General features: G+C 71.5%; 24 protein-coding genes and 1 pseudogene. 20 read left to right on the top strand and 5 right to left on the bottom strand.

The genetic code is table 11. The features are described 5' to 3' along the window. Window positions 1-199: 199 nt before the first annotated feature. A pseudogene (locus QN152_04670) lies at window positions 200-998 on the bottom strand (transposase). Window positions 999-1128: 130 nt separating this feature from the next. Here QN152_04670 and QN152_04665 point away from each other — a divergent pair. The 4 genes from QN152_04665 (at window position 1129) to smc (ending at window position 7624) form a co-directional block, all read left to right on the top strand. Beyond that, a complete protein-coding gene (locus QN152_04665) occupies window positions 1129-2241 on the top strand; it encodes an exo-alpha-sialidase (protein ID MDR7538810.1) in 1113 nt (370 codons plus the stop codon). A gap of 13 nt (window positions 2242-2254) precedes the next feature. Then, window positions 2255-2752, top strand: a complete 498-nt coding sequence (locus QN152_04660; protein MDR7538809.1) for a DUF402 domain-containing protein — start codon at window positions 2255-2257, stop codon at window positions 2750-2752. Window positions 2753-2802: 50 nt separating this feature from the next. Beyond that, a complete protein-coding gene (locus QN152_04655) occupies window positions 2803-3969 on the top strand; it encodes a glycosyltransferase (protein MDR7538808.1) in 1167 nt (388 codons plus the stop codon). Window positions 3970-4036: 67 nt separating this feature from the next. Then, window positions 4037-7624 carry a chromosome segregation protein SMC gene (smc, locus tag QN152_04650; protein ID MDR7538807.1) on the top strand — a complete coding sequence of 1196 codons (3588 nt, stop codon included), beginning with the start codon at window positions 4037-4039 and terminating at the stop codon, window positions 7622-7624. Window positions 7625-7642: 18 nt separating this feature from the next. Here the strand turns inward: smc and QN152_04645 are convergent, their stop codons facing one another. Further along, complete coding sequence (locus QN152_04645) at window positions 7643-8161, bottom strand: hypothetical protein (protein ID MDR7538806.1); 519 nt, start codon at window positions 8159-8161, stop codon at window positions 7643-7645. Between the two features lie 110 nt (window positions 8162-8271). On the opposite strand from QN152_04645, the gene ftsY reads away from it, so the two are divergent. After that, on the top strand, window positions 8272-9177 hold the full coding sequence (gene ftsY / locus QN152_04640; protein MDR7538805.1) for a signal recognition particle-docking protein FtsY: 906 nt from the start codon (window positions 8272-8274) through the stop codon (window positions 9175-9177). A 125-nt stretch (window positions 9178-9302) separates the two neighbouring features. Here ftsY and QN152_04635 read toward each other — a convergent pair whose 3' ends face one another. Continuing rightward, window positions 9303-9653: a hypothetical protein gene (locus QN152_04635; GenBank protein ID MDR7538804.1), complete on the bottom strand. Its 351-nt coding sequence runs from the start codon at window positions 9651-9653 to the stop codon at window positions 9303-9305. Between the two features lie 222 nt (window positions 9654-9875). On the opposite strand from QN152_04635, the gene QN152_04630 reads away from it, so the two are divergent. The 12 genes from QN152_04630 (at window position 9876) to QN152_04575 (ending at window position 16558) form a co-directional block, all read left to right on the top strand. After that, on the top strand, window positions 9876-10127 hold the full coding sequence (locus tag QN152_04630) for a sigma factor-like helix-turn-helix DNA-binding protein (GenBank protein MDR7538803.1): 252 nt from the start codon (window positions 9876-9878) through the stop codon (window positions 10125-10127). After that, window positions 10124-10735, top strand: coding sequence for a methyltransferase (locus tag QN152_04625; protein ID MDR7538802.1), 612 nt, complete (start codon window positions 10124-10126; stop codon window positions 10733-10735). The genes QN152_04630 and QN152_04625 overlap by 4 nt, the downstream gene beginning before the upstream one ends. Continuing rightward, on the top strand, window positions 10728-12062 hold the full coding sequence (gene ffh, locus QN152_04620) for a signal recognition particle protein (protein ID MDR7538801.1): 1335 nt from the start codon (window positions 10728-10730) through the stop codon (window positions 12060-12062). Before QN152_04625 ends, ffh begins: the two co-directional genes overlap by 8 nt. Beyond that, window positions 12053-12334 (top strand): 30S ribosomal protein S16, encoded by a 282-nt coding sequence (gene rpsP, locus QN152_04615; protein MDR7538800.1) that lies wholly within the window; start codon window positions 12053-12055, stop codon window positions 12332-12334. The genes ffh and rpsP overlap by 10 nt, the downstream gene beginning before the upstream one ends. Continuing rightward, a complete protein-coding gene (locus QN152_04610; protein ID MDR7538799.1) occupies window positions 12331-12561 on the top strand; it encodes a KH domain-containing protein in 231 nt (76 codons plus the stop codon). The genes rpsP and QN152_04610 overlap by 4 nt, the downstream gene beginning before the upstream one ends. 31 nt (window positions 12562-12592) lie before the next feature. Continuing rightward, a complete protein-coding gene (locus tag QN152_04605; GenBank protein MDR7538798.1) occupies window positions 12593-12997 on the top strand; it encodes a YlqD family protein in 405 nt (134 codons plus the stop codon). A gap of 6 nt (window positions 12998-13003) precedes the next feature. Beyond that, on the top strand, window positions 13004-13531 hold the full coding sequence (rimM, locus tag QN152_04600) for a ribosome maturation factor RimM (protein MDR7538797.1): 528 nt from the start codon (window positions 13004-13006) through the stop codon (window positions 13529-13531). A 79-nt stretch (window positions 13532-13610) separates the two neighbouring features. Beyond that, window positions 13611-14345: a tRNA (guanosine(37)-N1)-methyltransferase TrmD gene (gene trmD, locus QN152_04595; GenBank protein ID MDR7538796.1), complete on the top strand. Its 735-nt coding sequence runs from the start codon at window positions 13611-13613 to the stop codon at window positions 14343-14345. A gap of 37 nt (window positions 14346-14382) precedes the next feature. Continuing rightward, entirely contained in the window at window positions 14383-14724 is a 342-nt protein-coding gene (rplS, locus tag QN152_04590; GenBank protein ID MDR7538795.1) for a 50S ribosomal protein L19, read from the top strand. 71 nt (window positions 14725-14795) lie between these two features. After that, a complete protein-coding gene (lepB, locus tag QN152_04585) occupies window positions 14796-15440 on the top strand; it encodes a signal peptidase I (GenBank protein MDR7538794.1) in 645 nt (214 codons plus the stop codon). Beyond that, window positions 15332-16117: a ribonuclease HII gene (locus tag QN152_04580; protein MDR7538793.1), complete on the top strand. Its 786-nt coding sequence runs from the start codon at window positions 15332-15334 to the stop codon at window positions 16115-16117. Before lepB ends, QN152_04580 begins: the two co-directional genes overlap by 109 nt. Before the next feature lie 69 nt (window positions 16118-16186). Beyond that, entirely contained in the window at window positions 16187-16558 is a 372-nt protein-coding gene (locus QN152_04575) for a YraN family protein (GenBank protein MDR7538792.1), read from the top strand. Window positions 16559-16647: 89 nt separating this feature from the next. On the opposite strand, the gene QN152_04570 is transcribed toward QN152_04575, so the two are convergent. Next, window positions 16648-17763, bottom strand: a complete 1116-nt coding sequence (locus QN152_04570) for a transposase (GenBank protein MDR7538791.1) — start codon at window positions 17761-17763, stop codon at window positions 16648-16650. A gap of 125 nt (window positions 17764-17888) precedes the next feature. Here QN152_04570 and QN152_04565 point away from each other — a divergent pair, with 125 nt between their 5' ends. Beyond that, window positions 17889-18572, top strand: coding sequence for an HAD family hydrolase (locus QN152_04565; protein MDR7538790.1), 684 nt, complete (start codon window positions 17889-17891; stop codon window positions 18570-18572). An 11-nt stretch (window positions 18573-18583) separates the two neighbouring features. On the opposite strand, the gene QN152_04560 is transcribed toward QN152_04565, so the two are convergent. Beyond that, complete coding sequence (locus QN152_04560; protein ID MDR7538789.1) at window positions 18584-19195, bottom strand: hypothetical protein; 612 nt, start codon at window positions 19193-19195, stop codon at window positions 18584-18586. A gap of 143 nt (window positions 19196-19338) precedes the next feature. Here QN152_04560 and QN152_04555 point away from each other — a divergent pair, with 143 nt between their 5' ends. Both QN152_04555 and dprA read left to right on the top strand, forming a co-directional pair. Beyond that, window positions 19339-20892: a YifB family Mg chelatase-like AAA ATPase gene (locus QN152_04555; protein MDR7538788.1), complete on the top strand. Its 1554-nt coding sequence runs from the start codon at window positions 19339-19341 to the stop codon at window positions 20890-20892. 53 nt (window positions 20893-20945) lie between these two features. Continuing rightward, window positions 20946-21845 (top strand): DNA-processing protein DprA, encoded by a 900-nt coding sequence (gene dprA, locus QN152_04550; GenBank protein ID MDR7538787.1) that lies wholly within the window; start codon window positions 20946-20948, stop codon window positions 21843-21845. The last annotated feature ends 3 nt before the right edge of the window (window positions 21846-21848 follow it).

Genomic DNA, 21848 nt, shown 5'->3' with positions numbered 1-21848 from the left:
TGATCACTCTGATATGCGCGGATCTTCGCCGCATGACAATGGATCGTCGGGAGCTGCCTCGGTCTAGGGGCGCGCGTTCGGGGCGCAGCCGTGAGCGCATAGAAGCTGACGAGGGTGCTCCTGAGAGCCAGACTCGCCCGTGCCCGTCTGTGCCGGTCTCCAAGATGCAGTCGGTGCCTCTCTCGGTGCCTCTCAGCGATCAGGTGGCAGACTTCTTGGCCTGCCGCTCGCGGGCGATGGCCCAGATGAAGCCAAGGAGTTCGCGCGCGACAGCGACGACGGCCTGTTGGGGACGCTTTCCCCGGCGCACCAAGCGCCGGTATCGACGGTGGAGGCGATCCTGGGCATGCCAGGCGATCGTCTTGATGCGTTCCGGCTGCCCGCGCTGGCGCCGGCGCAGCGCCCCCCACACGGAGGGACGGTGACGGTACTCGCCGAAGGCCACCTGCCGAGCTGGATGCGGGAGCGTGACCGTCTCGAGCCAGGTGTGATGACGCTGGCTCCAGGGGGCGATGCCCTGAGGTGGGAAGATGCCGAGGCGGAGCAGGAGCTTGGAGAGGCGGTGCCGGGCACGCAGCAGGTCGTGCCGCGCGTCTTCGCGCGCCCGGGTGAGATCCCGCAAGGCCTCATGGGCTTCATCGGGGACCCAGATAGGGGTCAGCTCCCGGCTGCGGAGCAGGCGGGCCAGTTTGGTGGCATCCCGGCGGTCGGTCTTCACGCGATCGCCGGGTTTGCTGGGACGAGGGAGGGTGCGACGACCAGACGGTGCACGCCCAGACGGGTCAGGTGGCGGTAGAGCGTGTACCCACACGGCCCCGCCTCGTAGCAGGCGGTGATGCGCTGCGGCGGCCCGAGCCGGCGGACCAGATCGCGCACGGCCTGCGGCCGGAAGGAATGACCCCAGGGGGGCGGGAATCGCCGCCGTGCCCATTGGCGACCGCCACGGCAATAGAGTGTTTGTGGACGTCTAAGCCAACGAAGATGGTATCCTGGATCATGGACCGGACCTCCTTAACCTCGCGTGTAGCTCTGCGCTGTGCGCTCCCGAGCCCACAGCGTAACCTACGACGCCGCGAGCCCAGAGTCCGGTCCTTCCATTTTGTCTAGACGAATTGTGGGAGGTGGAGGATGCCCAGGGTGATGGTCTTGGTCGGGACGACCGACGGCCTCTACGTTGTGGAGAGCGACGGGAAGCGGGCGCGCTGGCGGCGGCGCGGCCCCTACCTGCGAGGCCTGAGCGTCAACCACTTCGCCTGGGACGCACGGACGAAGACCCTCTACGCTGCCACCCACGACGATGGGGTCTACGCCAGCAGGACGCTGGGGCAGACCTGGGCGCCACAGAACGCGGGACTGGCCGTGCGCAAGGTCTGGACCGTCGCCGTCAACCCCAAGGATCCCGGCGAGGTGTGGGCGGGGACGCACTTCAGCTACCTCTTCCGCAGCACCGACCGGGGCCAGACCTGGGCGGTAGTCCCCGGTTACCTGGAGGCGCCGGGAAAGGAGAAGCGCTACGGGGACTGGGGTTTCGGCACCGTGGGCAACTGCCTGCACGGCATTCACTTCGACCCCCGGCGGCCGCGGCGGATGTACGTGGTCAGCAGCACAGATCACGGCGCGGTGCGCAGCGAGGACGGGGGAAAGACCTGGGCCCTCATCCGCCGCGGTGTCTACGAGTCCTGTCCGCTGGCCGGGACTTCGTCGCTGGGCCGGCCCGCCCGTCCAGAGAGCGCGGACCAGCACCTCGGCACCGTGCACACCTGCACCCACCGCGTGGCCATCGCCCCTGGCAACCCCCGGGTGCTCTACCGGCAGATGCACTGCGGGGTCTACCGCAGCGACGACTACGGGGAGAGCTGGCAAGACATCTCCGCGGGGCTGCCTGACCGCCACGGCTTCCCCCTGGCGGTGCACCCCCGGGAGGTGGACACCCTCTACGTTGTCCCTGCCTACCAGGGACGGGGGTGCCGCCGGCACAACAGTTGCATCATGGGGCAACTGGAGGTCTACCGCAGCCGCACTGGGGGCCGCTCCTGGGAGGCGCTGCAGAGCGGCCTGCCCGGTGGGGTGCACTGCGTGGTGCTGCGCCACGCCATGGACACGGACCTCCTGGACCCGGCGGGGGTCTACTTCGGTACCAGTGCGGGGGAGCTCTACGGCAGCGCCAGCGAAGGAGAGGAGTGGCGGCCGCTGGCCGGCGGCCTGCCACGCATTCAAGGGGTTGTAGCCATCGCGGCCTGAGGCCCCCGTTCCCGTGTCTGCTCTGCCCGTTTTCCAGGAGGTGAAGCGGCGGCCCGACGGCCGGCAGGAGGTCTTTTGCTGCCGGCTGCTGGCGCGGGAAGGCCAGGCGGTCATCCTGCACTACCGTCTGACCGTTCCCTGGACCGTAGGCGGGTTGCGCCTGGAGCCGGGCGACGAGACCATCGCCTACTACTGGACCGACCGGCCCTATAACGTCTACCACTGGCTGCGTTCCGACGGGTGGACCGCCGGGGTGTACTTCAACGCCGCGCGAGACACCGTCGTGTCCGCCGACCGCGTGGAGTGGACCGACCTGGGGCTGGACCTGCTGGTCCTCCCCGGCGGTCGGGCGGTGTGGGTGGATGAGGAGGACCTGACCGCCCTGGCGCCCGCCGACCAGAAGGCCGCGCGCCGCGCCAGGGAGCGGATCGAGGCGGACTACCGGACGCTGCTGGCCTGGGTGGAGGAGCGCAGCGCCGCCCTGCGGGCGCAGGTACGGGCGTCCCGCTGATCGGGGATGGTGCCCCGGTGACTCCACCCGCAGTGTCCTCCGTAGATCCGATGGATATCCTCATGATCGTCGACTCCTACCTGCCCTATATCAGCGGCGTGGTCACCTCTGTGGCGGCCTTCACCCGCGCCCTGCGCGCCGACGGTCATCGCGTGGTCATTGCCGCACCCCGCTATCCCGGCCACCGCGACGACGATCCTGACATCATCCGCCTGCCGTCGCTGCCCGCTCCGGGCACTCCGGCGTTCAGGCTGCTCCTGCCGCTGCCGGGCCGCCTCTTGCGGGACCCCCGGGTGCAGGCGGCGGACGTGGTGCACGTCCACGGGCCCTTTCTGGCCGGCACCCTGGGCGGGGCGGTGGCGCGCCGCCTGCGCCGCCCGCTGGTCTTCACGCACCACACGCTCTACGACCAGTATGTGCACTACGTTCCCCTTCTCCCGGCGGTACTGACCCGGCCGGCCGCGCGGCGCTGGGTGCGGGCGTTTGCCAACCGGTGCGACCTGGTGATCGCCCCATCAGAGGTGATCCGCGCGCGGCTGCGCGAGCTGCAGGTCACCGCGCGCATCGAGGTGCTGCCCACCGCCGGGATTGACCCCCGGCAGCTCGGCCGGCTCCCCTGGGGGGAGGTGCGGGCCCGCTACGGGATCCCGCCGCAGGCCCCCCTGCTGGTCTCGGTGAGCCGGCTGGCCCCGGAGAAGAGCGTCGACCTAGTGCTGCGAGCCTTTCAGCAGGTGGCGGAGCCCTGGGGGGCGTATCTCCTTATCGTTGGGGACGGGCCCTCCGCCGGGGATCTCCGGCGCCTGGCCGGCGACCTGGGGATTGCCGGACGGGTCCGCTTCACCGGCGCTTTGCCCCATCTGGCCGCGCTGGCGGCGATGTCTGCCGGGGACCTCTTCGTCTTGGCCTCGCAGACGGAGACGCAGGGGGTCGTCCTGGTGGAGGCGATGGCGGTGGGGCTGCCGGTGGTGGCGGTGGCGCGGGCGGGCGCCGCCGAGGTCGTGCGCGACGGGGAGGCGGGAGTGCTCGTCGAGCCGGCACCGGAGGCGCTGGCAGCGGCTGTGCGGCGGCTGCTGGCCGAGCCCGCGCGTCGGGCCGAGATGAGCCGCCGCGCCCACGAGATTGCCGCCGGGTACGCCGTCCCCACGCTGGCCCGGCGGCTGGCCGCGCTGTACCAGTCGGCACGCGCACAGGTAGACAGAACGCCCCAACGGACCTGAGTCGCACCTGGGGACCTCCCGCCGCACGCCGCCGCGGCCACGGGAGGTTATCGGAGGAGGGACGGTTGTGCACCTGAAGCGGCTGGAGCTGGCCGGCTTCAAGACCTTTGCCGACCGCACGGAGCTGGAGTTTCACCCCGGCATCACCGCCATTGTCGGCCCCAACGGCAGCGGCAAGAGCAACCTCTGTGAGGCCATCCGCTGGGTCCTGGGTGAGCAGAACGCCCGCGCTCTGCGCGGGACCCGCACCGAGGATTTCATCTTCGCCGGCTCGGCGCGGCGTCGCGCCCACGGGCTGGCGCAGGCCGCCCTGGTTCTGGACAACGCCACGGGGCGCTTCCCCCTGGAGTTCTCCGAGATCGCCATCACCCGACGCGCCACGCGCGGCGGGGAGGGGGAGTACCTCCTGAACGGGGTGCCCTGCCGGCTGCGCGACATCCAGATGCTCTTCCTGGGGACCGGCCTGGGCGGGCGGTCCTACGCCCTGATCGGCCAGGGCGAGGTGGAAGAGGTCCTCAACGCCTCCCCCCAGGAGCGCCGCCTGCTGCTGGAGGAGGCCGCCGGGCTGGCCGGTTACAAGCGTCGCCGTCAGGAGAGCCTGCGGCGCCTGGAGCGCGCTGCGGCGCACCTGCAGCGGGTAGGAGACCTGCTGGCGGAGCTCCGGGCCCGGTACGCCCGGCTGACCGAGCAGGCCGAGGCGGCGCGGCAGCACCGCGCCTGTACCGAGGAGGCCCGTGCGCTGGAGGTGGCGCTGCTGGCCGACGAGGCCCGTCGCCTGCGGCAGAGCCTGCAGCGCACCGCCGCGCAGGTGGCCGCTGCTCATGCGCGGCTGGCCGAGCTGCAACAGCGGGTGGAAGCGGCACGCGGCGAGGCCGCCCGGCACCAGCAGGCGCGCGAGGCGCTGACGCACGCCTGGGAAGCGCAGCAGCGCCGCCTGCTGGAGGCGGTCCGCGCTCAGGCAGCCGCGGGCAGCGCCGTGGACCGGGTGGAAGCGCGCCTGGCTGCGCAGCGGCAGGAGGGGGAGCGGCTGCGCGCAGAGGCCGCGCGCCTTGCTGCCGAGATGGCGCGGATCGACGCCGAGCTGGCCGCTCTGGGCCGTGACCGGGAGGTCGTGGCCCAGGAGGTGGGGGCGCTGCACAGCCACCTGGAAGCGCAACGGGCGGCGCTGCGCGCGGAGGAAGCACGGACAGAGTCCTGGCACCGAGAGCTGGAGACTCTGGAGGCGCGGCGAAGCGAGCTGGAGGCAGCCCGGCAGCAACTGGCCGCCGAGCTGGCGGCGCTGGAGGCGCGGCGGCAGGTGCTGGGGCGCCAGCGGACCACCCTGTCCGAACGGCGGAACCGGCTGCAGGAGCACTTAGCGGCGTTGGAGGCTGAAGAGGAGCGGCTGCAGGAGCGGACGGCGGAAGCGCGGATGGCCTTGCAGCGTCACCAGGAGCGGCAGACGGCGCTTGCCGCAAGGACTCGCCGGCTGGACGCAGAACGAGCGGAGGTCGGAGAGAAGCTGGCGGCCGCGGAGGCCCGTGGGGCCCGTCTGGAGTCGCGCCTTCAGGCGCTGGAGGAGGCCGCGGAGCAGCTTGTCGGCTACGAGGAAGGCGCGCGCACGCTGCTGGCCGCCAAGCGGGCCGATCCCGTCCGATTCGGCAGCATCCTGGGGGCGCTCGTTGACCACATCGCCGTGGACCCGCGCTACCGGCCCGCGGTGGAGGCGGCGCTGGGCCGCCGGCTCTTCTGCCTCCTCACCGCCGGCACGGAGGCCCTGCGCGACGCCCTGGCATACGTGCGGGCGGACGGGCGGGGGCCGGTGTCCTTCCTCCCGTTGGACCGTCTCGCCTCCAGGCATCCCGGCGGCCCTTTGCCCCAGGTCCGCGGTGTGCTGGGCGGCGCCGCTGGGTTCGTCAGCGCGCAGGGGAAGGCCCGTACGGCAGTGGACGTCCTGCTGGGCGATGTGGTCGTGGTGGAGGACCTGGACGTGGCGCTGGGTCTGATGGCGGGGGGATACCGTGGGCGCGCGGTCACCCTGCACGGCGAGCTGGTTTCCCCCGACGGCGTGATCTCTGTGCGGGGCAACGGGAACGGTCATGCCTCCCCGCTGGCGCGGCGGGACGCCAGCGAGGAGACCCGGCGGGAGCTGGAGGCGCTGGCCGGGGTCCTGGGGGCGCTGCGGACACGCCAGGAGGCCCTCGTTCAGGAGACCGAAGAGGCGCGGTGTCAGGCGGCGTCCCTGGAGGAGGAGCGAGGACGACTGGAGCGCGATCTGGCCGAGGCGGAGGGAGCGCTGGCGGCGATAGCCCGCGAACAGGCCCGCCTGCCGCGGGAGGTCGGCGAGGTCACAGACGAGATGGTGGCTCTGGCCGCAGCGCTGGACGATGTGGGGGCGGGCGCGGACCGGCTGCGGGCCCAGGACGAGGCGCTGCAGGCCGCCGCCAGAGAGGTGGAGACGCAGCTCGCCGAGCGGCGGCGGGCCTGGGAAGGACGCGCCGCCGCCCTGGCCCAGCTGCAGCAGGAGAGTGAGGAGGTCCGCATTCGCCTGGCCGAGCTGGAGGCGACGCGCCAGGCGCAGGCGGTGCGCCAGCGAGACCTGGCCGCAGAGCGTGAGGACCTGGCAGGGCGACGGACGCAGATCCTCGCCGAGGAATCAGGCGCGGCCGCGGAGGCGTCCCGTCTGGCCGCGGAGCTCGCCGCCGCCCGCGAGGCGCATGCCTGCGCCGCGCGGGAGCAGGCGGCGCTGCAGGGAGAGCTGGCCGTGTTGGAGCAGCAGCGGCAGGTCCACGAGGCTGCCGCAGTGGCCGCGCAAGAGGCGGCCGGCCGGGCAGAGGAGCAGGCGCGGGCGGCGGAGGCCGCGCTGCACCGGGCGGAGCTCCGGGCAGCGCAGGCCGAGGCGGAGTGGGCAGCGACGGAGCGACGACTTGCGGAAAGCGGGCTTGTATGGGAGCAGGTGGAGGAGACGTCGCTCCCGCTGCCGCGGGAGGAGGCGTGGGCCCGGCTGGAGGCGCTGCGGGAGATGGTGGCGGCGCTGGGTGCGGTGAACCTGCGGGCAATCCAGGAGCAGGAGGAACTGGGAGGTCGCATCGACCGCCTCACTCGCCAGGTGGCCGACATCGAGGCGGCCCGCGCCGCGCTGCAGCAACTGGTCGACCGCCTGGACGGTATCCTGCGCTTCCGCTTTGGGGAGACGTTTGCCGCCGTCAACGACGAGTTCGCCCGGCTGTTCCTGCGCCTCTTCGAGGGAGGGTCTGCGCACCTGGAGCTGGTGCAGGAGGCTCCCGGGGAGGATCCCGGGCTGGAGGTGGTGGTCCGCCTGCCGGGCAAGCCGCCGCGGTCGCTGGCGGCCCTCTCCGGGGGGGAGCGGGTGCTGGTGGCGCTGGCGCTGCTCTTTGCCATGCTGCGCGTCCACCCCAGCCCCTTCTGCGTCTTTGACGAAGTGGAGGCGGCTCTGGACGACGCCAACACGCGGCGCTTCACCACGCTGCTGCGGGAGCTGGCCCAGAGCACGCAGATCATCATCGTCACCCACAACAAGGGGACGATGGAGGCGGCGGATGTCCTCTACGGGGTGACCATGCAGGAGCCTGGCGTGTCCTCGATCCTCTCGGTGCGCCTGGGCGAGCCGCAGGTGGAGCGCCGCTCCGTGGAGCCGGCGCGGGCCGCCCGCTAGGAGCACGTCCGGGGAATCTCAGCGCGCGCTGAAGACGCCGATGGCGACCGCGGCCAGGCCGGACTGGTTCGTGCTGACGAAGACCACCAGCCCCTGCGGATCCCAGCGCACCTCTGTGGGGTCGGGGCCCGCGCTTGCCGTGTAAATGCCGAAGGTGCGCAGGAAGTCCAGCAGCGGGGCGCCGGCCTTGTGGCCTCCCGGTTCGGTGACGAAGCGCGGATCGTCGGTGACGATCATACCTACGAGCCCGGGGGTGTCCAGACCGACGCGCCGATACCGGTCGAGGATGCAGACGCCGGCGTTGGGCTCGGGGTTGCAGAAGCCGCGGGCCTCTTCCGCCTCCAGGGGCTCCACCCGGCCGAACTGCTCCATCATGGAGCGTGCCTCCTCCACCGGCATCCCCACGCGGAACGGACCTACCGCCCGGCCCGGGACGATCGCGGTCGGTGGTGCTGGCTGTGCGGCGATCCAGGACGCGCTCCCCAGCGCCAGGAGCGCGCCGGCCACGATGGCGACGACGGTACGCATGACGCTCATCCCTCCACCCGGGTGCGCCCATCGGGCCACCGTGGGCCTCCCCTGAGTTGAATCCACTATACCCTGTTTCTCCGGCGGGCAGACAGGGACTAGACTGGTCCCCGGGGATCATGGCGTACGAAGCGCGCTCGTGGGTGCAACGACTGCGGGAAGGGCTGGCCCGGACGCGGGAGCAGCTGGGCGCGGGCCTGGAGGCGCTGGTGGGCCGCGCCCCTGGCGAGGCCTCCATAAGCGCGCTGCAGGAGGCGCTGATACGCGCCGACGTGGGCGTGGCCACGGCGGCGGAGGTGACCGGACGGCTGCGGCAGGAGCGCGGGCTGCGCACGCCCGCTGCCGTGCGCGCGGCGCTGCGACGCATCCTTCTGGAGTTACTCGGCCCGGCGGTTCCCCTTCGCCTGGATCCCGCCCCCGCGGTCGTCCTGATCCTGGGCGTCAACGGCAGCGGCAAGACCACCACCATCGCCAAGCTGGCGCACCGGCTGCAGAGCCAGGGGCGCCGGGTCCTGCTGGCTGCGGCCGACACCTTTCGCGCCGCGGGGATCGACCAGCTGGCCATCTGGGCGCGCCGCGTGGGGGTGGACCTGGTGGCTCACCAGCCGGGGGGCGATCCCGGTGCCGTGGTTTTCGACGGGCTGGCGGCCATGCGGGCGCGGGGGATGGACGTACTGGTCGTGGACACCGCGGGCCGCCTGCACACCAGGGTCAACCTGATGGAGGAGTTGCGCAAGCTGAACCGGATCGTCGCCCGGGACGGTCCCCCGACGGTGGAGCGGCTGCTGGTGCTGGACGCCTCCACGGGGCAGAATGCCCTGAGCCAGGCCCGGCTCTTTCACCAGGCGGTCGAGGTCACCGGAATCGTCCTGACCAAGCTGGACGGCACGGCGAAAGGGGGCATCGTGCTGGCCGTCAGCCGCGAACTCAAGCTCCCGGTGAAGTTCGTGGGGATTGGGGAGGGCCTGAACGACCTCGCCCCGTTCGACCCCGAGACCTTCGTCGATGCCCTCCTGCCCCGCTAGCGTACGGGCGCGCAACCTCCGGCGGGCGTAGCCCGGTATCGCCGAACGCTACGGCCGCCCGCTTCCTCGTCCTCGCGGGCGATCGGGGATCCGGTCTGTGGGGGACGCGGTGCTCTCGACCCCTCCTATGCTCGTGGGCGAGAAGTCCAGATCCAGACGGCTAGCACCAGATTGATGACTGTAGGTGGCAGGGCCGTGCGTGCTGTGTAGGCGCCGGTGAGCCAGAAATAGAGGAGGTCCACCGCCGCGAGCACCAGGCCTCCCACGAAGACCCAGGCCAGGCGGCCGTACCGCTCCACGTCCTGGGACGCCAGAAGGGCCAGCGTACCGATCACGATGAGCGCGCTCCCCCAGCCGGAGGTCACGGCGGGGTCCTTGGTCGGATAGGCAAATAGGGCGGCACCGATGGATGGGAAGAACAGAGCGATGCCTGCCAGCACGACCCACACACCGTTCACCAGCAACGCCGTGCGCACAGGTGCACCTCCCCCTGACCGTCATGCGGTCGGGGTAGCCTTCTACAGCCGTGCCCTGCCACCTTTGGGTGTGATCGCACGTGCAAAGGCAGGGCTCAGTTCTGGGCATCACCTGGCACAGGGCTGACCAGGGGTCCCGGCCGAGTAGGCGAAGCGGATTTGACCGCGGTCCCGTCCGGCGCTAGACTGCGTAAAGGCAAATCACTTCACAGGTGATCGGCGCTGGACGACCGGCTGGGAGATCGGCTGCACATCAATCGCCTCTTCGATGTCTACGGCGGGCTGCTCACCTCCAGGCAGCAGCGGCTGATGCGCCTCTACTACCACGACGACCTCTCGCTGGGCGAGATCGCCCAGCGGTTGCGGATCACCCGCCAAGCAGTGTACGACAGCCTGCAGCGCGCGGTGGGGGAGCTGCGGCGCCTGGAGCGGCACCTGGGCCTGGTGCGGCGCCGCTTCGGAGCCCTGCGGTGAGCGTCCACTACTTTAGCCCGGCGCCGCAGGTGGGCCACCGGCTGCGTGAGGTCGCCGTCACCCTGCGGGGGCGGACCTTCCGCCTCCTCACCGACCGTGCCGTCTTCGCCGGTCGCGGGGTGGATCGCGGCACCCGGCTGCTGGTCGAGACCATGGAGGTGCGGCCGGACGACGTGGTCCTCGACCTGGGGTGCGGCTACGGGGTGATCGGTCTGGTGGCAGCCACCCTGGCCCCAGGGGGCCACGCTCACCTGGTGGACATCAATGCACGGGCCGCCGACCTGGCGCGGGAGAACGCTGCGCGCAACCGGGTGGATAACGTTACGGTGCACCAGGGGGACGGGGTGGAGCCGGTGCGCGGCATCGCCTTCGACCTGGTCCTGACCAACCCGCCGATCCGCGCCGGACGGGCCGCAGTGCTGCGCCTGGTTGCCGGCGCGCACGCGGTGCTGCGGCCGGGGGGGCGCCTGCGCTTCGTGGCTCGCACAGCACAGGGGGCGCGCACCCTGGCGCGTTACGTGGGCGCGCTCTTCGGCAACGTGCGGGAGGTGGCCAGGGGCGGAGGCTTCCGCGTGTACGAGGCCATCCGGGAGCGGTCCGATGTTTGAGACGCTGCAGGCCCGGCTGGGGGAGATCTTTCGGCGCCTCAGCGGCCGCGGGTACCTCAAGGCGGAGGACGTGGACGCCGTGCTGCGCGAGGTGCGGCTGGCCCTCCTGGAGGCGGACGTGCACTTCGCCGTGGCCCGCGACTTCGTGGCCAGCGTGCGGCAGCGGGCGGTGGGCCAGGAGATCTGGAAGAGCCTCTCCCCGGCCCAGCAGGTGGTCAAGATCGTCCACGAGGAGCTGACCCGCCTGCTGGGCGGGTCGCAGCGGGAGCTGCGCTTTGCCCCCAGGCCGCCTTCGGTGTTTATGCTGGTGGGCCTGCACGGCACGGGCAAGACCACCACCGCGGCCAAGCTGGCCCACCACCTAAAGCGGCGGGGCCGCCATCCTCTGCTGGTGGCCACCGACCTGCGCCGCCCGGCAGCGGTGGCCCAGCTGGAGGTGGTGGGCAGGCAGGCCGGGGTGCCCACCTTCACTCAAATGGGAGCCGTCGACCCGGTGGCCGTGGCCCAGGGGGCACTGCAGGAGGCGGGACGTGCCGGACACGACGTGGTCATCATCGACTCCGCCGGCCGCCTCCACCTGGACCGGGAGTTGATGGAGGAGCTGTCCCGGATGCGCGCCGCCGTGCAGCCTGCCCAGGTCCTTTTGACCCTGGACGCCATGACCGGTCAGGACGCGGTGACCATGGCTGAGCAGTTCGCGACACAGGTGGGCATAGACGGGTTGATCCTGACCAAGCTGGACGGCGACGCCCGCGGCGGGGCGGCGCTCTCGGTGGTGGCGGTCACCGGCCGGCCCATCCTTTTCGCCGGCGTGGGTGAGCGGGTGGAAGCCCTGGAGCCGTTCCATCCGGAGCGCATGGCTGCCCGCATCCTGGGCATGGGCGACATCCTCACCCTCGTCGAGAAGGCCCAGGAGGCCATGACCGCCGAGGCGGCAGAGGCGCTGGAGCGCAAGCTGCGCCGCGGCGAGTGGACGCTTTCGGATTTTCTGGAGCAGTTGCGCCAGCTGCGCACCATGGGCCCTGTGGACCAGCTCCTGGAGCTGATTCCCGGTCTGGGGCGGCTGCGCGCCCAGGCGGCTGTCGACGAGCGGCAACTGGCGCGCGTCGAAGCCATGATCAACTCCATGACCCCGGAGGAGCGGCGCAACCCGGCGGTGATCAACGCCAGCCGACGGCGCCGCATCGCCCGGGGCTCGGGGGTGACGGTGCAGGAGGTGAACCGGTTGCTGCGACAGTTCGAGGAAGCCCGGCAGCTGGTCAAGCAGGCAGAAGCCATGGGGAGGCGCGCTAGACGCCTTCCCCGGGGAGGCTGGACATGGCCGTAAAGATCCGTTTGATGCGCCTGGGGGGAAAGCACAAGCCATTTTACCGCCTGGTGGTGGCCGACTCGCGTGCGCCGCGCAGCGGCAAGTACATTGAGGCCATCGGGTTCTACAATCCCACCACCGATCCCTCCACCATCAAGGTGGACGAGGCCCGGGCCATAGAGTGGCTGCGCAAGGGCGCCCGCCCGTCCGATGCCGCTCGGGTGCTGTTGCAGCGCAGCGGAGTGTGGCAGAAGTGGACGGACCGGAAGAAGGCCCCCGCGCGGACGTGAAGGCCCTGGTGGAGTTCATCGCCCGGGAGCTGGTCAACCATCCCGAGGCGGTAGAGGTGCATGTGCGGCAGGACGAGCGCGGCCTGCGCCTGGAGCTGCGCGTGGCCCCCGAGGATGTGGGCAAGGTGATCGGCCGGCAGGGCCGCGTCGCCCGGGCGCTGCGCACCGTGGTCAGGGCTGCCGCGCTGCGGGCCGGGCAGCGGGTCACCGTGGAGATTGCCCGCTAGGGAAAAGAGACCACCCGGAGGAGCAGGAAGCATGGCCATCACCATCTCGCGTCCGGTCGTCATCAAGGCTATCGTCACGGAGAGCTTCAAGCGCCTCTACACCCAGGAGCTGCAGTCGGCGCTGGCGCGGGTGGAGGAGCTGATCGCCCAGATCGACACCCAGATCCGGCGCACGGAGCTGGAGCGGCAGATCACTCCCCAGTCCCGGGCCATCCGGCAGCAGCTGGAGCTGGAGCGGGCGCGGCAGGAAGCCACCCGCGCCGAGCTGCAGGCCCGGTTGCGCGAGGTGGAGGGGCTCCAGCTGAACTCGGAGTACCCCCAGGGGACGGTGGAGAGCTTCACCGAGATCCGGGTGGGGGACAACCTCTTCCAGAAGCTGGGACGTACGGAGATCGTGGTCAAGGACGGCATCGTCATCGAGGTGCGGGAGGAGTGATCCCAGATGCCGGCCGGGACAGCCCCGCCGACGAGGCTGATCATCGGCCGGATCACCCGGCCGCATGGAGTGCGCGGCGAGGTCAAGGTTCGCCCTGAGACCGACTTCCCCCAGCGGTTTGCCCGCCTGCGGCGCGTGCTGCTGCTGGACCAGCGGGAAGCGACCGCGCGAGAGGCGGCGGTGGAGGCGGTGCGACACCAGGGAGAGGTGGTCCTGCTGAAGCTGGCCGGGGTGGACGATCTGGAGGCGGCGCGTGCGCTGCAGGGGTGGGCCGTGGCCGTGCCCTGGGAGGAGCGCGTGCCGCTGCCCCAGGACAGCTACTACCTGGTGGAGGTGCTGGGGCTGCGCGTGCGCACCCCATCCGGCGAGGTGCTGGGTACGGTGACCGAGGTGCTGCGCACCGCGGCGCATGACGTGTACCGCGTGGCCGGGGAGGCGGGGGAGGTGTTCGTCCCGGCGACGCGGGAGGTGGTGCGTGCGGTGGACCTGGAGCGGGGCGAAATGGTGGTGGTCCTCCCGGAGGGGCTGCTGTAGGTCCATGGCCGGGAACTTCCACCTACTGCGTTGCGGGGTCACCAGGAATTCGCGGCCGCGAGTTTCCGGGGAGTAGACGGTGCGCATCGATATCGTCACCATCTTTCCCCAGGCCTTCACCCCCCTGCAGGTGGGGGTGGTGGGACGGGCGCGGGAGCGGGGTCTGCTGCAGGTCTACGTGCACGACCTGCGGGACTTCACCACGGACCGCCATCGGCAGGTGGACGACGTCCCTTACGGGGGCGGCCCGGGGATGGTAATGAAGGTGGAGCCATTCTACGCGGCGGTGGAGGCTATCCGCCGCCAGAGCGGGGAGACGCCGCGCATCCTCCTGCCGTCGCCCCAGGGGCGGCTGCTGACTCAGGCCCTGCTGGCGGAGCTGGCCCGTGCCCCGCAGGTGGTCATCCTCTGCGGACGCTACGAAGGGGTGGACGAGCGGGTGGTGGAGGGGTTGGGCGCGGAGGAAGTCTCTATCGGCGACTACGTCCTCTCCGGGGGGGAGCTGCCGGCGATGGTCATCGTGGAAGGGCTGGCCCGGCTGGTCCCCGGCGTGGTGGGCGACCAGCAGTCGGTGGCCGAGGAGTCCTTCAGCGCCGGCCTGCTGGACTTCCCTCACTACACCCGCCCCCCGGAGTTCCGCGGCATGCGGGTCCCGCAGGTCCTGCTCTCGGGGCACCACGAGGCGATCCGCCGCTGGCGGCGCAAGGAACAGCTGCGGCGGACGCGGAGCCGCCGTCCCGACCTTCTGCAGTGGGCGGCGCTGTCCGAAGAGTACCGCCGCCTGTTGGAGGAGATCGATCGGGAAGAGGTATAATGGCACGTCGGTGACGTGCAGCGAAGGGTGAGGACTGATGGACAGGCTGGCCACGGTAGACCGGGAAGGGTTGCGGGCCGAGGTGCCGACGTTTGCGCCCGGGGACACGGTGCGGGTACACATCAAGGTCAGCGAGGGCGGCCGGGAGCGCGTGCAGGCGTTCGAGGGCGTGGTCATCGCCCGCAAGGGGGGCGGCCGTCGGGAGACCTTCACCGTGCGGCGGGTGAGCCACGGCATTGGGGTGGAGCGTACCTTCCCCCTGCACTCCCCGCGAGTGGAGCGGATCGACCTGGTGCGGCGGGGCAAGGCGCGACGGGCCAAGCTCTACTTCCTGCGGGGGAAGGTGGGCAAGGCGGCCCGGATCAAGGAGCAGCGGTAATCTCTGGTCTCCCCACAGCACACCTCGCTCCCGTTGCGGTTGCCCACCTGACGGACGGGGCCTGAAGCTCCATGGCACTGGACTCGTTCAGTCGTCCGCCGCTTACCATCCCCACCCTGATCCTCCTGCTGGGGGCCGGGCTGCTGGCGGTGCGCCTCCTGGTCTCCCGCCAGGGGCTGCTGCCACCCGGCTGGCGCCGCTCCGTCCTGGAGACCCTCGACGCCAGTATCTTTGCCGCCGTCCTCAGCCTGGTCATCATCACCTTCGTCGTGCAGGCCTTCTACATCCCCTCCGGCTCCATGGAGCCGACGCTGCGGGTGGGGGACCGCATCCTGGTGGGCAAGTTCTCCTACCGCCTGGGCCCCATCCGCCGCGGCGATATTGTCGTGTTTCGCTTTCCCCTCAGCCCGACCCGCGACTTCGTCAAGCGGGTGGTGGCCCTCCCCGGTGAGACCGTGGAGCTGCGGGAGGGTCTGGTGCTGATTAACGGGAAACCCTTGAGCGAGCTCTATCCGACGCCGCTGCCGGGCGGTGAGCGCGCCTGCACCAGCAGCTACGGGCCGAAGCGCGTGCCTGCGGGGCAGTACTTCGTCCTGGGGGATAACCGGTGCAACAGCGAAGACAGCCGCTTCTTCGGGTTCGTCCCGGTGCAGAACGTGGTGGGCAAGGCCCTCCTCATCTACTGGCCGCCGCAGCGCGCGGGGCTGGTGCACTAGATGCCCCGCCGCAGGCCCACCTGAGGCTGCAACGGGAGCGGCAGCGCCTGGAGGACCTCCTGGCCCTGGAGCGCGCGTGGCGCGCCCAGGGCTACACGCACATCGCCGGGGTGGACGAGGCGGGCGTCGGTCCGCTGGCGGGTCCGGTGGTGGCCGCGGCGGTAATGCTGCCGGAGGAGGCGGCGCTGCCCGGGCTCGACGATTCCAAGGCCCTTTCGCCCCGGGAGCGAGGGCGGCTCTTCGAAGCCATCCTGGCCAGCGGCGCGCGTGTGGGCATCGGCCTGGCTACCCCCGCTGAGATCGACCGGCTGAACGTGCTGCAGGCGACCCGCCTGGCCTGGCGCCGCGCCGTGACGCAGCTTAGTCCCCGTCCCGACCTCCTGCTGGTCGACGGCCGCTACCGCGTGGACCTGGACCTTGCGCAGGTGGCCATCGTGGGCGGCGATGCCCGCTGCGCCGTTATCGCCGCCGCCTCCATCGTGGCCAAGGTGACCCGTGACCGGGTGATGTGCGACCTGGACGCTCGATACCCTCAGTTCGGTTTTGCCCGACATAAGGGCTACGCCACACCGGCGCACCTGGCAGCCCTCCGCCGCTACGGCTGCTCCCCGGCGCACCGCCGCTCCTTCCTGCCGCTGCGGTTCTGGCAGCAGGCCCTGTTCGATTCTCCGACCTGATCATCTCCCCCACCCTGCTTCCCCCGGCACCCCCCGGAACCGGCCGGTTGGCCGGTCGATCTTCCTGCTGTGACCCGGGCGCGGCGGGCGCTGGGACGGCGGGGAGAGGAGGTGGCGGCGGAGGTTCTGCGCCGCCGTGGGTGGCGTATCCTCGCCCGCAACTACCGCTGCCCGCTGGGGGAGCTGGACCTGGTGGCCGAGGAGGGTGACGTGGTGGTCTTCGTGGAGGTGAAGACGCGTCGGGGGTCTAAAGCGGGGAGCGCGGCGGAGGCGGTGGGGCCGGGCAAGCGCCGCCGCCTGCTCCGCCTGGCGCGCTACTTCCTGGCCGTGCATGGGCTGACGGAGCGGGCCTGTCGGTTCGACGTGGTCAGCCTGACGGTGGCCCCGGGACGGGTCCGCGTGGCGCTGCTGCGGGATGCCTTCGCTGAAGAGGCCTGGTGAGACGGATCAGCCTGTCACATCCGGGCGAGTCCTCTGTCTTCACGCTTTGCCCGATCCGCCGCATACGGGCCTTATACCGGGCAGAGATGCTACCGGGCCAGGGATAAGAGGAGACCGCTGATCAGGCCGGCGGCCGAGGTTGCCAGTGCAGCCACCCTCACTAGCATTCGCCGTCTCTCCTCGGCCTGCAACCACTGCGCGAATCCCTCGTCGGCGAAGAGGTGGGAGGCCTCGGGTTCGCCGGGCGCGGTGGCCGAATCCTCGGCTCGTTCCGAGGCATGCGCCTGCCCCTCCCCTTTTGGCGGCTCTGCAGGGAGGGAAGCTTCCAGGGGCGGGCCAGGAGGGGCTTCCCGCAGAGGTGGGGCCGCAGGAGGCGCGGGAAGCAACGCTGCGACTAGCTCCATCCCGGCGGCAGGGGCGGCGGATGGGGCCGGCCCGGGCATGGCGTCCCAGTGGGCGGAGGCGGAGGTCAGGCGGTCGCTCCAGAGAGGCGAGCCCTCGCCTGGGGGAGGGCCCTCGCCCGCGACGGGTCCGGCGACATCGGCGCCTTCCTCCTCGTCCGCAGCCGGGAGCGCCGGGAGGGCCTGGCGCCGGGCTTCCCGAAACACCCGCTCCACCAGGTTGGCCGTGCGGATCCGGCTCCACAGGTGGGACGGAAACCGGTAGAAGGCCAGGCACGACGCCAGGTCCGCCTCCAGGCTGCGCACGGCGAACTGGCCCTGGCGCAGCCAGCGGGCGTGCCACTCGCGAAAGAGAGCCACTGCCGCGGAGCGGTGTGGCGCCGCAAAGATCCGCCGCGCCTCGGCCAGACAGGTGGCGCGCCAGCGCGGGTCGACCTTGCGGCTCAGTGCCAGCAGCCTGTGGGCGACGCTGATCTGCAGGGGGATCTCGGGGTAGAAGGCGTGTATGGCCTTGACCAGAGCCGGGTGCCCGTCGCAGCATATCAGCCGCAGCTCGGGCCCGATGCCATCGGCCCGCAGGTCCCGCAGCACCGCCCGCCAGGCCCGCTCGTCCTCCCGGGGGGCCACCCGCAGGGCTAGCGGGTAGGGCGTCCCTTCGGGCGACAGGCCCAGGGCACAGAGGACCGTCTCCGTGGGGGCGCCGGGTCGGGTGCGGCGCAGGCCATCCAGCAGCAGGAAGGCGATCTCGGGGCGCGCCTGCGCCCCAAGCGCGCGGCCTTCCGTTCCAGAGGTCGTGGCGTCCACAACCCTCCTCCCCGCCCGATCCCATCTCTGGTGTGCCCACGGCCGCCTGGAGCTAGTCTTGGTGTGGCAAGGGCTGGCAGGCGGAGTGGAGAAGCTCCATGCAGATGCCCGCAAGAGGTCCTGTCATGCCCGGAGTCGTCGTCTTCGACCTGGACGACACGCTGGTGCGCTGGCAGGCGGCTGTGCGCGGAGCTGTGCAGCGCCTGGCCGCCACCGAGCCCCTCGACCGGGAAGCGTTCGCGCACGCTGTGCGGCGCGTCTGGTACGGGCGCGCCGACGACATCTGGACGGGCCGGCTCGACCTGGAGGCGGTGACGCGGGAAGCAACCGCGGCGGTCGCCGCTGATCTGGGTGTGGACGAGGGGGAGGCGGCGCGCCTCTACCAGCGCTACGTCGGCTACGTGGACGAGCTGCTCGTCCCCTATGAGGACGCAGAGGCGCTGCGCGCGCTGGCGGCAGACTACCGTCTGGGCGTGGCCACCAACGGAATCGGTGCGGTGCAGCGCAGGAAGCTGCGCCGCGCAGGGCTGGCCGACCTCTTTGCCTTCGTGGTGGTCTCCGCCGAGGTGGGAGTGGCCAAGCCCGATCCGGCCTTTTACCAGGCTGTGCGCCGGGTGGCCGGCGTGCCCCCCGGCAATATGGTGGTCGTGGGCGACCACGTGGCCCGGGACCTGCTGCCGGCGCTGGCGGTGGGCATGCGCGGCGTCTGGTTGCGGCGCGCCGACGACGAGCCGCAGGAGTCCGCCTGGAGCGGCCCTAGGGTTACATCCCTCTTCCAGCTGGAGGCGGTGCTGCGGGCGATGGAGTAGCCAGATAACCCTCAGCAGGGCGGGCTGTTGATGGTAATGGACGCGCCGAAGTCGAAGTAGTCGATGGTCGCCGGCGGTGTCTCCTGGATCTCCAGGCGGCGGGGCAGCCCGCTGGTCGTGGCCACATAGAGCTTTTGCCGCGCCGTGGTGCCACGGCTCTCTACCGTCAGCAGGTAGGTCTGCGTGGGGGTCCCCCCGACGGCCTCCCGGCCGGCTCTGGTCACGGTGATGGTCGTCGCTGCGCCGCCGTGCTCGATCATCTCTTTGGGGGTCTTCACCGGAGGGGCCGCGGGCAGTTTCTGGCAGGTGCCACCGGACTTCATCCACACCTCCCGGCCGACAAGGAACATCTCCGTGGTCTCCTTGCCCTGGACGATGGTCATGTGAAAACGGTCAGGGGCCACGAACGCCGTAGTGGTGGTGCTGTCGCCGGAGGTCATGCGCGCCCGCCACGTCCGGGCAGCGGCGAACTTCTGGAAGGCAGCCTGCACCTCGGCCACCGCCTGCGGGTCGCCCTTCCAGGTGAGGTTGGCTGGTGCACCGGAGGCCACCGGCGAAGCCAGGCTCAGCGCGCCTGTCACCAGAAACGCCCACAGGGCTACCTTGCGACGAGTACTGCGCATGGATTGCTCCCTCCCTGTTAACACCACGAAGAATCCTCCCTGTGGCATGGAGGACTCGTTGCCTGCGGCATGACTAGCTTTCGCTGCCGCCGGCAGCATTCCTCCGAAAAGCTGCCTGCCTCCGGCCGATATCAGCGGGAGAGATGCTGGCACGGGTGCAGAGCGCCGCTCTGGTGGGGGTCGATGCGATCCCGGTAGACGTGGAGGTCGACGTATCCTCCGGACTGCCCGCCTTCGCCATTGCCGGGCTGGCCGACAGCAGCGAGCAGGATGCCAAAGAGCGCGTACGGGCCGCGGTGAAGAACTCGCACCGCGAGGTGCCCCCGCGGCGCATCCTGGTGAACCTGGCACCTGCCGATGTGCGCAAGGAGGGGGCGGCCTACGACCTGCCCATCGCCCTGGGGCTGCTGCTGGCCACCGGGCAGCTCCAGCGCGGTGCGCTGGAGGGAGCTGTGGTGGTGGGGGAGCTGGCCCTGGATGGCCGGGTACGGTCAGTGCCGGGAGTTCTGGCGGTCGCTCTCCTGGCGCGGGACCTGGGCGCGCGGTGTCTCCTGGTCCCGCAGGACAATGCCGCCGAAGCCGCGGCGGTGGCCGGGCCTGCGGTTGTTCCCGTGAGCAGCCTGGTGGAGGCGGTGCAGGTGGTGGAGGGCGCGCGCCCGCCCCGGGGGGTCGGGCCACCGGCGGCGTCGCCCGACCTCCGCGACCAGGTAGACTTCGCGGAGGTGAAGGGTCAGTCCCATGCCAAGCGCGCCCTGCTGGTGGCCGCCGCCGGAGGCCACCACGTGCTGCTGATAGGCCCGCCGGGCGGCGGGAAAACCATGCTGGCCCGGCGCCTTCCCACGATCCTGCCGCCGCTGGACGACCAGGAGGCCCTGGAGGTGACCAAGATCCACAGCGTGGCCGGCCTGGTCCCCCCGGGGTCCGGTCTGTTGCGCCTGCGCCCGTTCCGCGCCCCGCACCACAGCGCCAGCCGCAACGCCCTGGTGGGCGGCGGTTCGGTTCCCCGCCCCGGAGAGATCACCCTGGCGCATCACGGCGTCCTCTTCCTGGACGAGCTTGCGGAGTTCCACCGCGACGTGCTGGAGGTGCTGCGCCAGCCGCTGGAGGAGGGTACGGTCACCATCGCCCGCGTGCAGGCCACGGTGGTTCTCCCGGCGCGCTTCATGCTGGCGGCCGCCATGAACCCCTGTCCCTGCGGGCACTTCGGCGACCCGCAGCGCATCTGCGCCTGCACCCCGGCGCAGCTGCAGCGCTACCGCAGCCGCATCTCCGGCCCGCTGCTGGACCGGTTCGACCTGCACGTGGAAGTGCCGCGGCTTTCCCCCGCGGAGGTGGCGGGGGCACCAGTGGGGGAGCCCTCGGCGGCGCTGCGGGAGCAGGTGGTGGCGGCCCGCGCGCGACAGCGGGAGCGCTTTCCCCGCACCCGCGTAGGGTGCAATGCACTCCTGGCCGGCCGCCACCTGCGCCGTTATTGCGCGCTGGAGGACCGGGCCGCGGCGCTGCTGCGCCACGCACTGGAACGACTGCACCTCAGCGCCCGCGCCTATGACCGCATCCTGCGCGTGGCCCGCACCATCGCCGACCTGGAGGGCGCGGAGGAGATCGGGCCAGCGCACGTCGCCGAGGCGATCCAGTACCGGGCCCTTGACCGTCCCATAGCTCATCCGGTGCAGCCCGCCTCCGCCGGGGCGCCTTGACACGTTGTGCTAGTGTAGGGAGTGGCGTGACCCGGGGTGACGCCGGCGCAACCATGGAGACGGTTCTCCTGACGTCACCGCAGTATCCGGGGCTGCTGCGGCGGACTGATGATCCGCCGCCTCTCATCTTCGTCCGCGGCGAGCTGCGTGCCGACGAGGTGGCGGTGGCCGTCGTCGGCTCGCGCCGTGCCACGCCTGCGGGGCGGGCGGTGGCGGAGCGGCTGGCCGCAGGGCTGGCCTGGCACGGGGTGACGGTAGTCAGCGGCCTGGCCCGGGGCATCGACGCGGTGGCCCACCGGGCCGCGCTGCAGGCGGGCGGACGCACGGTCGCCGTGCTGGGGTGTGGCCCGGACGTGGTCTACCCGCCGGAACACGGGGCGCTGCTGCAGGCCATCGTGGCCAGAGGCTGCGTGATCAGCGAGTTCCCACCGGGAACGCCTCCACGGCGGGGGCACTTCCCGCGACGGAACCGGATCATCGCCGGGCTGGCCCTGGGTGTGGTGGTGGTGGAAGGGGACGAGCGCAGCGGCACGTTGAGCACCGTGGCCCACGCCCTGCGGTACGGGCGGGAGGTCATGGCGGTGCCCGGAGGGGTGCTCAACCCCTTAAGCCGGGCGCCCAACGGGCTGATCCGCGACGGTGCGGCCCTGGTGGAGACCGCCGAGGACGTGCTGGGCGTGTTGGGCCTCCCACTGCGCACGTCCCCCGTTGCGGGCGGGGCTGGCCCATCGATCCCGCCGGGCCCCGCGGCCCTGGTCTGGGCAGCCCTGGCCGGGGAACCTGTGCACATTGACCAGGTGGCTGCCTGCACCGGGCTGTCACCCTCTCAGGTGGCGGCGGTGCTGCTGGACCTGGAGCTGCAGGGACTGGTGCGGCAGTATCCGGGGAAACAGTTCCTACGCGTTCTCCCTCCTGGCCCGCCTCCTCGTGGAGCGTGGCCGTCGAGGTGCTGAGGG

The organism is Armatimonadota bacterium, assembly GCA_031459715.1.
Classification (GTDB): Bacteria; Sysuimicrobiota; Sysuimicrobiia; order Sysuimicrobiales; family Humicultoraceae; genus Humicultor; species Humicultor tengchongensis.
Note: the sequence above shows the minus strand (reverse complement) of the source record. Positions and strands in the feature narration are given on the sequence as shown.